General features: G+C 46.5%; 12 protein-coding genes. 9 read left to right on the top strand and 3 right to left on the bottom strand.

All coding sequences use genetic code 11. The features are described from left to right. Window positions 1-6: 6 nt before the first annotated feature. From FIU95_RS10735 to FIU95_RS10715, 5 genes are all read left to right on the top strand, one after another. Entirely contained in the window at window positions 7-810 is an 804-nt protein-coding gene (locus FIU95_RS10735; RefSeq protein ID WP_152453765.1) for a class I SAM-dependent methyltransferase, read from the top strand. 293 nt (window positions 811-1,103) lie between these two features. Beyond that, window positions 1,104-1,496, top strand: a complete 393-nt coding sequence (locus FIU95_RS10730; protein ID WP_152453764.1) for a hypothetical protein — start codon at window positions 1,104-1,106, stop codon at window positions 1,494-1,496. A 74-nt stretch (window positions 1,497-1,570) separates the two neighbouring features. After that, a complete protein-coding gene (locus tag FIU95_RS10725; RefSeq protein WP_253868565.1) occupies window positions 1,571-3,088 on the top strand; it encodes an amino acid permease in 1,518 nt (505 codons plus the stop codon). Window positions 3,089-3,102: 14 nt separating this feature from the next. After that, window positions 3,103-4,476, top strand: coding sequence for a glutamate decarboxylase (locus tag FIU95_RS10720; RefSeq protein ID WP_152453763.1), 1,374 nt, complete (start codon window positions 3,103-3,105; stop codon window positions 4,474-4,476). Between the two features lie 83 nt (window positions 4,477-4,559). Continuing rightward, complete coding sequence (locus tag FIU95_RS10715) at window positions 4,560-5,447, top strand: SMP-30/gluconolactonase/LRE family protein (protein WP_152453762.1); 888 nt, start codon at window positions 4,560-4,562, stop codon at window positions 5,445-5,447. Window positions 5,448-5,626: 179 nt separating this feature from the next. On the opposite strand, the gene FIU95_RS10710 is transcribed toward FIU95_RS10715, so the two are convergent. Together FIU95_RS10710 and FIU95_RS10705 are read right to left on the bottom strand one after the other, a co-directional pair. Further along, window positions 5,627-6,181 (bottom strand): BON domain-containing protein, encoded by a 555-nt coding sequence (locus tag FIU95_RS10710; protein ID WP_216646235.1) that lies wholly within the window; start codon window positions 6,179-6,181, stop codon window positions 5,627-5,629. Window positions 6,182-6,689: 508 nt separating this feature from the next. Further along, a complete protein-coding gene (locus FIU95_RS10705) occupies window positions 6,690-7,709 on the bottom strand; it encodes an AraC family transcriptional regulator (RefSeq protein ID WP_152453761.1) in 1,020 nt (339 codons plus the stop codon). Between the two features lie 117 nt (window positions 7,710-7,826). On the opposite strand from FIU95_RS10705, the gene FIU95_RS10700 reads away from it, so the two are divergent. From FIU95_RS10700 to FIU95_RS10690, 3 genes are read left to right on the top strand one after another with little or no spacing between them, the layout of a single operon-like run. Next, on the top strand, window positions 7,827-9,170 hold the full coding sequence (locus FIU95_RS10700) for an NAD(P)/FAD-dependent oxidoreductase (protein ID WP_152453760.1): 1,344 nt from the start codon (window positions 7,827-7,829) through the stop codon (window positions 9,168-9,170). 13 nt (window positions 9,171-9,183) lie between these two features. Next, a complete protein-coding gene (locus FIU95_RS10695; protein ID WP_152453759.1) occupies window positions 9,184-10,152 on the top strand; it encodes an SDR family oxidoreductase in 969 nt (322 codons plus the stop codon). Window position 10,153: 1 nt separating this feature from the next. Further along, window positions 10,154-10,987: an SDR family oxidoreductase gene (locus tag FIU95_RS10690; protein ID WP_152453758.1), complete on the top strand. Its 834-nt coding sequence runs from the start codon at window positions 10,154-10,156 to the stop codon at window positions 10,985-10,987. 437 nt (window positions 10,988-11,424) lie between these two features. On the opposite strand, the gene FIU95_RS10685 is transcribed toward FIU95_RS10690, so the two are convergent. Continuing rightward, window positions 11,425-12,300: a LysR family transcriptional regulator gene (locus tag FIU95_RS10685; RefSeq protein ID WP_152453757.1), complete on the bottom strand. Its 876-nt coding sequence runs from the start codon at window positions 12,298-12,300 to the stop codon at window positions 11,425-11,427. A 121-nt stretch (window positions 12,301-12,421) separates the two neighbouring features. On the opposite strand from FIU95_RS10685, the gene FIU95_RS10680 reads away from it, so the two are divergent. Next, on the top strand, window positions 12,422-13,195 hold the full coding sequence (locus FIU95_RS10680; RefSeq protein WP_152453756.1) for an FMN-dependent NADH-azoreductase: 774 nt from the start codon (window positions 12,422-12,424) through the stop codon (window positions 13,193-13,195). The last annotated feature ends 54 nt before the right edge of the window (window positions 13,196-13,249 follow it).

The following is a 13,249-nucleotide window of genomic DNA, read 5'->3' as shown; positions in this document are numbered from 1 at the left end:
GCGCCGGTGAGCCCAGCATTGGCCATTATTGCGGTGGCAACAGAAGATCTGCCTGCCGCCCAGGATTTATCCAGTCGACTCAATCTTCCCTGTCTAGGGGTAGTCCCCCCATCGGAAGTCAATGATGTTCCCCAGGTCTTGTCCTGTGGCGAACAGCTACAGCTCTGCGCTACCGGACGCAAGGCTCCAGGGCCGATCTCTGTCGATTTTGTTGGCGGGGCTCTGGCACACCGACGTAAATACGGTGGTGGTAAAGCTCAGCCAGTCGCCAAAGCCGTAGGCTTACGGCCCGGCTTTCATCCCCGCATATTGGATGCCACCGCAGGACTTGGCCGCGATGCTTTTGTTCTGGCAGCCCAGGGCTGTGAGGTGCGGATGCTTGAGCGTAACCCAGTTGTGCGCCTGCTATTGCTGGATGGCCTGCGGCGATTGCGGGAGGCTTCCGTTACCGATTCGGAGTTGGCTGAGATTGCCAGGCTTTTATCGCTTGCTGATGAGGATGTGCCCGCCGCGGAATGGCTAGCTCAGCAGGATGAGGAATCCTGGCCGGTTGTCTACCTCGACCCCATGTTTCCTCCCAGGGGTAAGAGTGCCAAGGTAAAAAAGGAAATGGTGGCTTTCCATCATCTGGTTGGAGAGGATCAGGATGCCGATGATCTACTAGAGCCCGCTCTCAGGGCCTGCTACTACCGCACCGTGGTCAAGCGTCCCAAGCTGGCGCCGTATCTCGCAGAGAAGAAGCCAGCGCTTTCTTTTGAGGGGAAGTCGGGGCGCTTCGATATTTATACCAAACATGGTGTGCCCAATTGATAGGCGATTTTTTAATACTCTTCACGCCTACAAGGTTCTCCCGATACTCTAAGGTTTAAAATTCATTATCCAATTTATCTACAATGGCTGATGGTGATTAGATAAGAATCCTTTAGTGAGGAGTCCTCTAGAGATCCTCACCATTTTGCCGCCCCAGCAACATAGGGATGTGTTGCTGCAAGTCGTGACGGTGCATGCCTATACATGCTTATAGATGGCCAGAAGAAGGCCTGGACCATTGTTTTGTGGGCCAGGATTTTCCTCAAAAGCGTTAAGTGCCAGTGAGACTTGAAATGGATTTACGAGTTACCTCTTCAATTCTGCCTGTAGTCCCAATGTTAGTTGGGGGTGGCATGTATGTTCTCATAATCTCGAAACAGCTCATCGGTGGCTATAATTCGTGGCAAGATAGTTTAATTATTATTTGTTACGTATTTGGCCTTCTCGGCGTGATTGGCCTATTTCTCGCGAGTTTTGATCGCGCATATTCTGATCCTATTCAGGCAAGGCGTGTAATAAAACTTCTGAGCTTCGGTTTGATTTCAGCGGTTCTCGCTATTGTTTTAATGTTTACGCTAGGCATGAAAAATTGGCTGGTTCCTACCTTAATTATTTTTTGTATTTCTAGCCCATTTATGACCGGTGTCTACTTAATATTTAAGCTCCGTAAGTTGGTCAGTGCTTAAAAACAGTGGGCAAACTCTATCGTGCCAGGCCACGTTTACCTGGTGGCATCCTTTAATAGAGCGGGGTATTGGCTGTGAGAGGTGAGACCGACGAATCGCAGCAGCCAGATATTTCCAATCGCAAAATATTCTCTGCGAGTGCTCTGGGTTTTCTTACCGCAGCAACTATCGTAACCAGCCTCCGCAATCTACCGATGATGGCGCAGGAAGAAATGACGATGTTTTTCTACATTGGCATTTCCGCTCTGTTATTTTTAATTCCGGCGGGTTTGGTGGCCGCCGAATTGGGCAGTGCTTTTTCCGACCGCACCGGTGGAGTTTATACCTGGGTGGGGGAGGCCTTCACCCCCAAAGTGGGTTTTATCGCTATTTGGTTGCAATGGGCGGAGTGTGTTGTCTGGTATCCCACTGAGCTGGGATTTGCCGCGGCAGCCATTGCTTATGCCTTCGGTGATCAGAGTCTCGCTGGTAACACCTATTATATTGGCGGCTTTTGTATAGTTGCCTACCTAATTGCTACCGCGGTAGCCCTTTCGGGAACCCAATTTCTGGCAGAAGTTACCAAATATGGATTCCTGCTGGGCACGCTGATGCCTTGTGTAATTCTCATTGCCTTGGCAATAGGTTGGGTGATGTTGGGACATCCTTTGGGCTGGGAAACGGCCACAGACCCAGCTGTGGCTGTAAGGGAGGAAGGGCAGGCGCACCCGCGCTGGTTTCCACACATTACCGGCCTGGGAGCAGTTGCTTTTCTCGGGGGGATACTACTCTCTTTTGCTGGCATCGAGGCCCAGGCCAGCCATGTATCTGAAATGCCCAATGCACGCCGCGGTTACCCGATAGTGATCGGTATTGCCGCCCTAGTGTCATTTCTGGTCTTTACCCTCGGTGCGCTGGCTATTTCTGCGATTCTTCCCTATAAGCAGATCTCTATAGAGACGGGCCTTTTCACCGCGTTCAACCAGGGGTTCTCACAGTTACTGGGTATTGGATGGCCAGTGCAAATTCTGGCAGGGTTAATCGCCTATGGGGCTTTGGGAGGAGCTTTAGCCTGGCTAGCTGGGCCCAGTAAGGGGCTACTGGCCACCGCTCAGGACGGTATGTTGCCACCCTGGTTTCAGCGGGAGAATGCCCGCGGCGTACAAAAAAATATCCTCTACACCCAATGCCTGATTGTTTTGTTGATTTCATCCATTTATGTCTTGGTGGATAACGTTTCCACAGCCTTTGTGTTGATCTCAGTAATGGCGATAAGTTTGTATATCATTATGTATTTGCTGATGTTTGCAGCGGTTATTCGTTTGCGTTACACCCAGCCAGATCTACCCAGAAGCTTTAAAATACCCGGTGGAATCACTGGCGTTTGGATTACCGCTGGCACTGGTATTGCCGCCGTTTCATTTGCGCTGCTGGTGTCCTTTTTCCCCCCTCAGCAGCTGACAATTGCCGATCCCAAAACTTATGTAGCCTTAGTCTTTACCGGGATTGTGATTACAGTGTCTATTCCGTTACTGATTTTCTATTTGCGTAAACCCTCTTGGCGCCAAGAGGGTGGACATGAACAGCAGTCTTTTTCCGATATTGACGAGTGACAAGGAGGTCGGTCGTGAAACAGAAGTCGCCATTCGATATGTTCTTTGATGAATATAATGAGGATATCCCCGAGGATCACTTCCCCAGGGACAGCATCTCAGCTTATGCAGCGGAATCCATAGTGACCAGCGAAACCTGGTCTGATGCCAAACCGGCTATGAATCTCTCCTCTTTTGTTACTACCTTTACTGAGCCAGAAGCTTTCGATGTAGCCAAGAACCACTACTTGAAGAACTATATCGACCACGATATGTACCCACAGTTATTCGCTATGGAAGCGCGTATGGTGCGATGGCTGCATGAGCTGTGGAATGGGCCCAAAGGTGTGGAGCCTTATGGTGCAGCCACCATTGGTTCTTCTGAAGCCTGTATGCTGGCGGGCTTGGCCCACAAATGGAATTGGCGCAAACAGAGAGAGAAAGCTGGTAAGGATACATCCAGGCCAAACCTGGTTACCGGAGCCAATGTTCAAATCGTTTGGGAAAAGTTTATGCGCTACTTCGATGTGGAACCGCGTATAGCTCCCCTAAAGCCTGGGCACTATCGCTTTAATAGCGAACATCTGGATGAGTTGGTTGATGAAAATACCATCGCTGTGGTGGCGATTGCCGGGCAGACTTTCACCGGTGAAGATGACTCCTTTCGTGCAATTCATAACTGGCTAGATCGCCACCAGGAGAAAACCGGCCATGACATTCCCATGCATATTGATGGTGCTTCTGGAGGATTTGTAAATCCATTTTTATATCCCAACTATCACTGGGATTTTCGCCTGCCACGGGTAAAATCCATTAACGCATCGGGACACAAATTTGGTTTGGTACCGCCGGGGTTGGGCTGGATAATTTTCCGTGAGCGGTCCGTTTTCGATGAAGATTTAATGTTCTATGTCAATTATCTGGGCGGCGAAATGCCCACGGCCACATTAAATTTCAGCAGAAATGCATCACCGGTTGCTTATCAATATTACAATTTTATCCGCCTGGGTTTTAAGGGGTATAGAGATATTATGTCTCACACCCTGTCTAATGCTCAGACTTTACGTGGTAGGTTGGTGAATAGCGGTTACTTCGAGATTATGAACAAAACGCAACGTATTCCTGTAGTCGCAATGACCTTGAATGATAAAATAACTAATTTTAATGAATACGATATATCCGACAAGGTGCGTGAACGGGGCTGGGTGTTATCGGCTTATTCAATGCCTCCAAATGCTCAATCAGTAAATTCCTTACGTATCGTGGTGCGCCCACATTTAAACCTGAATGCTATCAATGGTCTGGCTGATGACATTATTCATGCGTGTGAATGGTTGGAGAAGCATGGTGGAAATGCTACACCTCCAAAATTGCATGATCCCCATAAGGTGGCAACGAGTAAGTGTTAAGTACTGTAGGGCAATCGAAAATGATTAATCGATTGCTCTATTAATTCGAGTTGCTACGTAGATTGAATTACACGGTGAATCCTATGGAAAGGCGCATACTTTTCAATGATTTGCAGGAACCGGAAGGACCGGTCTGTTTACCTGACGGCCAAGTATATATTGCAGAAATGTCGAATGCGCGCAATTGTGTGAGCCGTATTGATAAACATGGGCGATACCATCTGGTGGGACAGCCGGGTTGGCGTCCAAATGGCATAGCAATCGATGGCGATGGCAATCTGTGGATAGCCGGAGGTGGAGGTAAAAAACTGGTACGCATGAAGCCAGATGGTACGGTACTTAATATCTATGAAGGGCCTAAGGATTACCCTTATCTTTGGCCAAATGATTTAGCGTTTGGGAAAAATGGCTTACTCTATCTGACTGATTCTGGCATTGATCCAGATAAGTTTGTTGAGGGGCAGGTAGTTCGTGCTGACTTCAGGCAATGTCAATATGACGGAAGGGTATTTGAAATTGATCCACGTAATGGCCACGTCTTAAGGCTAATCGACACTGGCCTGTCTTTTGCAAATGGCATCGCATTTGATACTGATGAGCGACTATATGTGAGCGAAACTGTAACAGGGAATATTTATCGATATGATCTCGCCTCTCAAGTACCCTTGGAGGCGGAGCTTTTTGGCAATGTTATCCTGGGGTCACCCGAAGGTTTTAGTGGGCCGGATGGAATGGCTTTTGGTGATGATGGCCGGCTTTACTGTGCCGTATTTGGCCAGGGCGATGTGAGCGTTCTCGATTGTGATGGCAAGATAGCCGAGCGTATCCCGACCTGTGGGATGCGCCCAACAAATATCGCATTTTGTGAGGATCAAAAGGGTGGGGCGGTGGTGACGGTTTTGGATACTGGCTGCCTGGAATGGCTAAATCTGGCTTGCCGTGGCAGGTTGCTTTACCGTCCCCGGGTATAGGCCCTGGGCCTCGCAAATGTAATATAAATGTCTGGTTTGGTGTATGTGAGAACTCCCTGGAAGATGATTTTTTAGTGGTGCAATTATGTTCTTTAATTGGCCATGTTTTCAGCCATACCTGATGGCTTGGTCTGAATTACTCCAAGCAATTTGGATGTGTAGTGATTTTTCAGGATTTACTATTTAACAACTGTCAGATTATTCACAACTTTCTTTACATCTTCAGTGTTTTCCGCAATCGCCTGAGCGAGATCTTTCTGGGCACTGGATTTTACTGACCCCTTTAGGGTGATGGTTCCACCTTGGGCTGAGACGTCAATTTTAGTTCCGGGGATCTCCTGATCCAGCAATAGCCGGGTTTTTACGACGGTTGCAATCTTGGCGTCTGTATACTCACTAGAGATAGTGTCACTAATACTCTTTTTGTTTGTAACGGTCAGTTCGTTTTTAACGCTCTTGACGCCTTTTATCCCTGAAACCAGCTCCCCAGCCAGCCGCTTGTCAATTTCGCTATCTACCTGGCCAGACAGGGTCACAATGCCGTTGCTAACTTTGGTGTCAATAGTAAAGCTATTTAAGTTTTTATTTAGCAAGAGTACAGTCTCTGCTTTTCCATCCAGCCACATGTCATTCATGGCCGAATTTTTCTGATTGGAATTTTCTTCGGCTATGGCTGCAGATGACACGAGCATAGCTATCGCCATGGAACTTAGGGTTTTTTTGATAAGGCTCATAGTTCTTCCTTGGTTTTGGGTTGCTTAATTTGCTTGTACTTTGAATGTTTTCGGGATTCCTGGATCATCTTGGCTGGGTGATAAATAATCCAGGGTGATCAATGCACTAGTTAGACAAATAATCTTTCTTGAGGCGGTGCTTGCATGGGGATCGTATTAAATATTTACCTAAATTTAGTGTTGGAGTCTAGTGGGATATAAGGTGATTTCATACGCCAAATAATCGATATCAAAAATTTAACCTGTGAGCCATATAGTGAGAGGTTGTAGTTTTGTCAACTATTCGGCGTGACACTCATTGAGTTAGTGTTGGCATATTGCTATTGGAATATTGTTTGATTTTGGGTTTTTTGATGCAATTATGTACCGTTGTCTGTTTTAAATTTATTAAATATTACGGCTCCAAGTAAATAATTCTGAGCAGGCGGTACGCTGAATATTTGTATGATATTTGAAGTGGTTTTATGGGAAGGGGTTTGCTGAACTATATTAACTAACCTATCTTAGCTTAGATATCTATAGTCGTTTTAGAGCCTCTTTTCTGGCGCTTATTATATAGGCTAGGAGAGATACCTTCCCAGCGTTTGAATGCTTTACCAAATGCACTCTCATCAGAATATCCTAAAGCTATAGCGATATCGCTATTGGATTTCTCTCCTTGCACTAACCATTGCCTTGCATAATAACTGCGCACTTCGTCCTGGACCGTGCGAAAACAGGTGTGTTCCTCTTGCAACTTGCGGCCTAAATGCCTAGTGCTAAGGCAGAGGTGCTGGGCAACTTGCTCTCGAGTTAAGTAGGGAGTTTGTTGAAGTAACAGGGTGACTTTTCTGTGAAAGCTATTTTTCTCGAACGCTTGTAAAAGGGCATCAGCTTTCGGTTTTAAACAGCTTACAACGTCTTTATCTGCCGCTACCAGAGGAATTGCCAGGTCTTTAACGGGGAATAGGATTGCCGAAACTTGAGCATTGAACTGCACCGGTATTGCCAGGAGTTCCTGATACTGCTGTTGGAGGGCAAGGCTGGGAGCAGGGTATGAGAGAAGTAATTTGCAGCCCTGAAACTTCCCACCAGTTAAAGCTTGGGTTTGAGCGATACAGGCAGCCAGTATCGTTTCTACTCGAGTTTGTGCAAAGTTGATAAAGTTTGGATAGTAGCAGAGGCTAACTGAAAATGTATCGCGGTGCACCTCAAAGTGACCGCCTTCTCCCAGCAGCGGGTGATAGCTAACTAACTGATCTATGGTTGCTTGGAGGTCTTTCTGGGTCATTAGCAAGTGGCCGACCAGCCCGATGTGGTTAGTTTGCATGGCAAGCCCTAGCTTTATTCCCAACAGCGGTTCGGGATAGCTATCGATGATCGCCTTCCAAAGTCGTTCTTGCAGATGAATTGGGACGCGTTCTTGCCGACTTATTTGAGACAGCACTTTACTTGCTCTCATTGGAATGGGTAGGCCCAAGCTGGTCAAGGCTTCCATCAAAGCCTTTGAGTAGCTGAGATTCACACTTCTGGAATCGGTTAAATCCATTAAGGATGTCCTAAATTAACCAGTTTCTGCCCGATAATGACAATCTGCGTTTGATTTGTCACGGTATATTGCCCCTGTCTTAGTTTCGCATTGAATGGCTATGGTAAAGGAAGTGCCATGAAACCTTACGCGGTTATAGGTGCTGGCCCTATGGGCCTTTGTACAGTAAGAAATCTACTCAGGCTTGGTATCCCCTGTATCGGTTTTGAAGTACACAGCGATGTGGGAGGACTATGGGATATCAACAGTCCAACTAGTACCATGTATGAATCGGCACATCTTATCTCCTCTAAAAGGATGACCGAATTTGCCGACTTCCCGATGGATGAGAGTGTCGCTGATTACCCAAGTCATCGAGACATGGGTGATTATTTCCGGTCCTATGCAAGAGAATTTGGTCTTTACGGTCACTATGAGTTTGATACGGAAGTTGTGCAATGTGTGCGTAGCGGAGATGGCTGGCTAGTAACTACCCGCCGGAATTGGCAGGAAAAAACACGAGAGTTTAGCGGCTTATTAATTGCCAGCGGTACATTACATTATCCAAACCAACCGGAATTACCCGGCCAATACACCGGGAAGCTAATACATTCCTCTCAGTACCGGTCCCCGGAGATCTTTGCCGGAAAAAGAGTTCTTTTGATTGGTTGTGGCAATAGCGGAGCAGACATTGCCGTGGATGCGGTGCATCGGGCGAGAAGTGTGGATATCAGTCTGCGTCGTGGATATCACTTCCTGCCTAAATATTTTTCTGGTCGACCTATTGATCAGTTGGGTGGCAAATTCAAGCTACCTCTCACTCTAAAGCGACGCCTAACTAAAGCTCTGATTCGGCTCTCGCTAGGGAGCCCATCTCAATACGGGCTGCCTGAGCCCAAATATCAACTTTTTGAATCCCATCCCGTAGTCAACTCTTTATTGCTGCACCACATTGGCCACGGAGATATCAACCCAAGGCCGGCGATCAAATCGGTCGATGGGCATAAAGTGCATTTCTCAGCTGGTGAATGTGAAGAGTATGACCTGATTGTGCAGGCCACCGGCTATAAGTTGCACTATCCATTCGTAGATAAAGCAGAGTTAAATTGGAACGGCTATGCGCCGAGTCTGTACCTGAATATATTCCACCCGAAATCAGACAACCTTTTTATGATGGGCATGATAGAAGCGGCTGGTTTGGGGTGGGAGGGGCGCAATATGCAAGCGGAGCTCGTAGCGCTTTATGTTCACCAGTTAATTGCTGGAGTGTCATCTGCTAATCGTTTCAGGAAGGTTATTCAGCAGAAATCGGCAAAACGTATAGACGGTGGTATGCGATACCTTGACCTCGAACGCATGGCGTATTATGTACATAAAGACTCTTATCTAAAGGTTATCAAAAAGCATAAAGCCGACCTACTAAAAGACCTCTCACCTCGAGCCTTGACCTATCAGGCCGGCGGATTACAAGCAACTTCTTGATAGGATATTCAGAATGAATCCCCGGATTTTGATTACAGGTGCGGCAGGCTATATCGGAAACCAACTTGGCGAGTATCTGAGCAAGATCTTACCAGTAACTGGGATTGATATTCACACGAAAACCGCAAGCTTTCCAATCCTTGTTAAGGATATCTGTGATAAGGATCTTGGGAAAATAATGCAGGCAGAATCTATTACTCATGTGATTCACTTAGCATCGGTAATGGCTGCAGGTCGGGATCATACTGCTGAGTACCGTGTCGATGTAGAGGGCACAAGAAATGTACTCGAGGCCTGTCTCTACGCAGGAGTTGAGCATATTACTGTGGCAAGCAGTGGTGCCGCCTATGGTTATTATCCTGATAACCCACCAAAACTCGAAGAGCACCATCCTCTGCGCGGTAATCCTGAATTTGGTTATTCCAATAACAAGCGCAAAATTGAGGAGCTGCTGGCTGAATATCGTAAGCGGCACCCATATCTTAAGCAGCTGGTATTTCGAGTTTCCTCTATATTGGGCGAAAAAACGAATAACAAAATCAGCTCACTGTATAAGCGAAAAATACTTTTGGACCCCGGTGGCTATAACTCACCTTTTGTCTTTATCTGGGACCAGGATGTGATTCGCGCGTTATCCCTTGGCGTGAAGACTGGGGCCTGCGGCATATTCAATCTGGCCGGTGATGGCAGTCTTAACCCAAAGGAAATAGCACAGATTCTCTCCAAGCCACTGATAAGGCCACCAGTCTGGATGGTAAAAGGGGTACTTCGGCTAGGTTATAGCCTCCACCTAACGGATTCCCACCCAGATCATGTAGCCTTTTTGCAATACAGGCCGGTTCTGGATAACCGCCTATTGAAAGAAGAACTGGGATTTATTCCAGAGAAGACATCGAAGGAAGTCTTTTATTTGTTTGCAGAAAAAGCACTCGGAATAAGACCGCCCTCCAGCAAACTCTCACCGTCAGTGGGGGAGAGCTGAGATGGCTACTATTAAGGCAGATAAATCACAGAAAACTTTTGTGGTGACCGGAGCTGCCGGAGGACTGGGCTGGGCAATTACCGAATGTCTATCAAGAAAATACACTGCGGAATTTCTTCTGTTGGATGTTTCCACTGAAAAACTCCGTCAAAGAGAGGCACAACTCAAAGGGCGCGGTATTCGAGCCAGAACATATACCGTTGATTTAGCCAATAGCTTGGCATTGGCGGAATTGGTTCAATCCTTACGGAATGAGTATCCAAGAGTTGATCTGCTAATAAACAACGCTGGCATTACGCACCGAAGCCTCTCGACACAAACGTCTAGTGCGGTAATCCGAAAAGTGATGGCGGTCAATTACCATGCACCGGTAGAACTTACTCAGGGCTTGTTTGCAGAGCTGAAAGCGGCCTCTGGCTGTGTGGTGAATATCAGTTCAATGGCTGGATGGATGCCGGTTTTGGGGCGCGCGGGCTATTGCGCAGCCAAGAGTGCATTGCACCAGTATTTCGAGGTATTCCGTGAGGAAGTGCGGAACGATGGAGTTGGTGTATTAATGGTTTACCCAAGTTTCCTGGCTACAACGATTGAGCAAAGCGCTTTAGCTGGAGATGGTGGGCAGGCCAGGCACCAAAGGAGCACCGTGGGAGCGGTGCGTAGCCCTGAGTGGATGGCCAATCAGATTGTGACAGCCTGGGAAAAGGGCAGGGGGCGTTGGTTTCCGAAAGATATAAGCCTGATTGGAGCCTATTTATACAGGTTAGCACCGGCGACATTTCTCAAACAGCTAAGAAAGCGTTTTCAGGTTGAGTTGGCGACTGCGTCAAGTCCTTAAATCATTGAATATGACATTGAGCCTGAAATAATATGTTTAGATCTCAAGCTTCTAGAAGTTAGCTCCAGTAGCTTGGCATTGTACGCCTGGGTATAGAGCTTATTTATCATATACTGCTCGATACTCAGTGCGGGATTTTGAGTAATAATTACAATTCTGAAAATAAAGTATATCTGGGGGTTGTACTCCGTAAATCTACCATTTAAATCATCTTTGGATATAGCAGGAGTAATTTCGCCTTGCCCAGCAAATGAGGTAGGAAGGTCGCGATGTTTATTAATACATTGCTTTTGGATCTCGACCTAAACCTACACAATTACTCCAGCTAAAAGTTCTATCCCAAACTTAGAAGTATTTTTAACGATCAGTCCCGTGGATTTTTTTCAATAAAAGTTACTTTTCTTTATAGTGAGTCACATCTTAAACATTTACACAACTTACTTTATTTCTTCAGTCAACCAGTAAAGAAAGCTAGTTACACTTTTATTATTTATATTGCGACTTGGGGTTACTGCGTAGTATGACAATCCATTGGCTTTGTGTTTTATGTCTGTGTTTTTATACGGCACTAACCATTTGTTCTGTAAAGCATTCTGTACCAAAAGAGAACTGACTAAAGCAATCCCCTGGCTAGCCAGTGCGGCTTGTATAACGTGATGTTCCTGATCATATTGACGGATGGTAAGGTTTTTATTGAAGTCGCCAAGTAAGGATTCCCAGCTGAATGAGGTTAAAGACTGGTTAATCCATTTGGTCTCTAACAATTGTGCCTGCTCGATATCCGTTATAGTTGATAAGTAGTTTGGCGTAGCGTACATACCCACTGATTCCGTAATAAGCCTTGTCGTATTTTCGGTTTTTGGATCAAATTCACCGTAGCGAATAGCTATATCAATGTGTCGGTCGCGCTCAATATTGTCTATCTGTTCACTGGTCGAAATGGATATCTCGATACCTGGATGCTTCTGATAAAAGCGCTCCAGGTGGGGAACCAGCCACAGAGCCGCAAAAGATGAAGTTGTACTGACAGAAATCACACGATTTGAGTTAGCGATTTCACCTATTGCTGCGGCAAGTTGCTGAAAAACTCGTGAAGTTGTTTCTGCGAGTAGCCTTCCTTCTTCTGTTAATCGTATTGCGCGGGTTTTACGCTCAAACAGCTGGCTGCCTAGCGTTTCTTCTAAGTTTTTTATCTGGTGGGATACTGCTGTAGGGGTAATAAAGAGCTCCTCCGCAGCTTTCTTAAAGCTACCGAGCCTCGCAGCTGCATCAAAAACCTTTAAGGAATTGAGGGAGGGTAGGTTTGGATACATGGACTACTCTTCCTTATAGATGAAATAAATTCACCTATAAGGAAAAATATCTCATTTGTCAAGAGTGCTTGTAGGCTGCACTATCGCTGGACCAAATGATGAATTTTTCGAGGTCTAGTAGATGAAAACCCTTCTTCATATTGAAGCCAGCGCTCAGATTTTTGGGACTATTCAGGTACCGGAGGAGTATAGAGACATACCAAAACACTCCTCTATCTCCAAGGCCGTTGCCGCGACTTTTGTGAAGCGTTGGCTTGGGCTAAGACCAAAAGATAAGCTCATCTATAGGGATGTTGGCCAGACCCCGCCAGGATTCATTACCCAGGATTGGATTGCTTCTGTATTCACTCCAGAAGACCAGCGCAGTGAAGAGCAAAAATCGTTGGTTACATTATCGGATACTTTGATCAATGAACTCGACCAGGCGGATGTCATAGTAATGTCCTCCCCAGTGTATAACTACGGTATGCCGGCGGCTTTAAAAGCCTGGTTCGACCAGGTGATACGTATCAATAAGACCTTCACCTTTGACTTGGCCCGTGGAGACTATCCGCTTGAGCCCATTATGTCGGGGAAGGTTCTGGTGCTAATTACTTCTGCCGGAGAGTTTGGCTTTGCAGAGGGGGGAGTGCGCGAGAACATGAATCACTTGGGGCCTCATATCAGGACACTGAGCCATTACCTGGGGGTCGATCAAATCCATGAGATCAACGTCGAATATCAGGAGTTTGCGGATGAACGGCATAGAAATTCGGTAAACAAGGCTCTGTTGCAAAGCAGGTTATTGGCCAAAGAGCTTGCTGCTAAGCTTAAAAGCCAACCTACTCACTCTTATTCAACACAACCCAAAGCGATCGCTCTTAATAAGCAAAGTATTGCTCAAAGGGAAGATTGAGCTACTGGCGCTGGTGTCCTATCGGGAAGAGGCCAACCTAGGCCTCTTTACTGG

The organism is Microbulbifer sp. THAF38 (assembly GCF_009363535.1).
Classification (GTDB): domain Bacteria; phylum Pseudomonadota; class Gammaproteobacteria; order Pseudomonadales; family Cellvibrionaceae; genus Microbulbifer.
Note: the sequence above shows the minus strand (reverse complement) of the source record. Positions and strands in the feature narration are given on the sequence as shown.

Bases quoted from the DNA above. Each gene is read 5' to 3' on its own strand.
- FIU95_RS10695 (WP_152453759.1), top strand. From the start codon at position 9,184: ATGAATCCCCGGATTTTGATTACAGGTGCGGCAGGCTATATCGGAAAC.
- FIU95_RS10700 (WP_152453760.1), top strand. From the start codon at position 7,827: ATGAAACCTTACGCGGTTATAGGTGCTGGCCCTATGGGCCTTTGTACA.
- FIU95_RS10685 (WP_152453757.1), bottom strand. From the start codon at position 12,300: ATGTATCCAAACCTACCCTCCCTCAATTCCTTAAAGGTTTTTGATGCA.
- FIU95_RS10705 (WP_152453761.1), bottom strand. From the start codon at position 7,709: ATGGATTTAACCGATTCCAGAAGTGTGAATCTCAGCTACTCAAAGGCT.
- FIU95_RS10710 (WP_216646235.1), bottom strand. From the start codon at position 6,181: ATGAGCCTTATCAAAAAAACCCTAAGTTCCATGGCGATAGCTATGCTC.
- FIU95_RS10680 (WP_152453756.1), top strand. From the start codon at position 12,422: ATGAAAACCCTTCTTCATATTGAAGCCAGCGCTCAGATTTTTGGGACT.
- FIU95_RS10715 (WP_152453762.1), top strand. From the start codon at position 4,560: ATGGAAAGGCGCATACTTTTCAATGATTTGCAGGAACCGGAAGGACCG.
- FIU95_RS10690 (WP_152453758.1), top strand. From the start codon at position 10,154: ATGGCTACTATTAAGGCAGATAAATCACAGAAAACTTTTGTGGTGACC.
- FIU95_RS10730 (WP_152453764.1), top strand. From the start codon at position 1,104: ATGGATTTACGAGTTACCTCTTCAATTCTGCCTGTAGTCCCAATGTTA.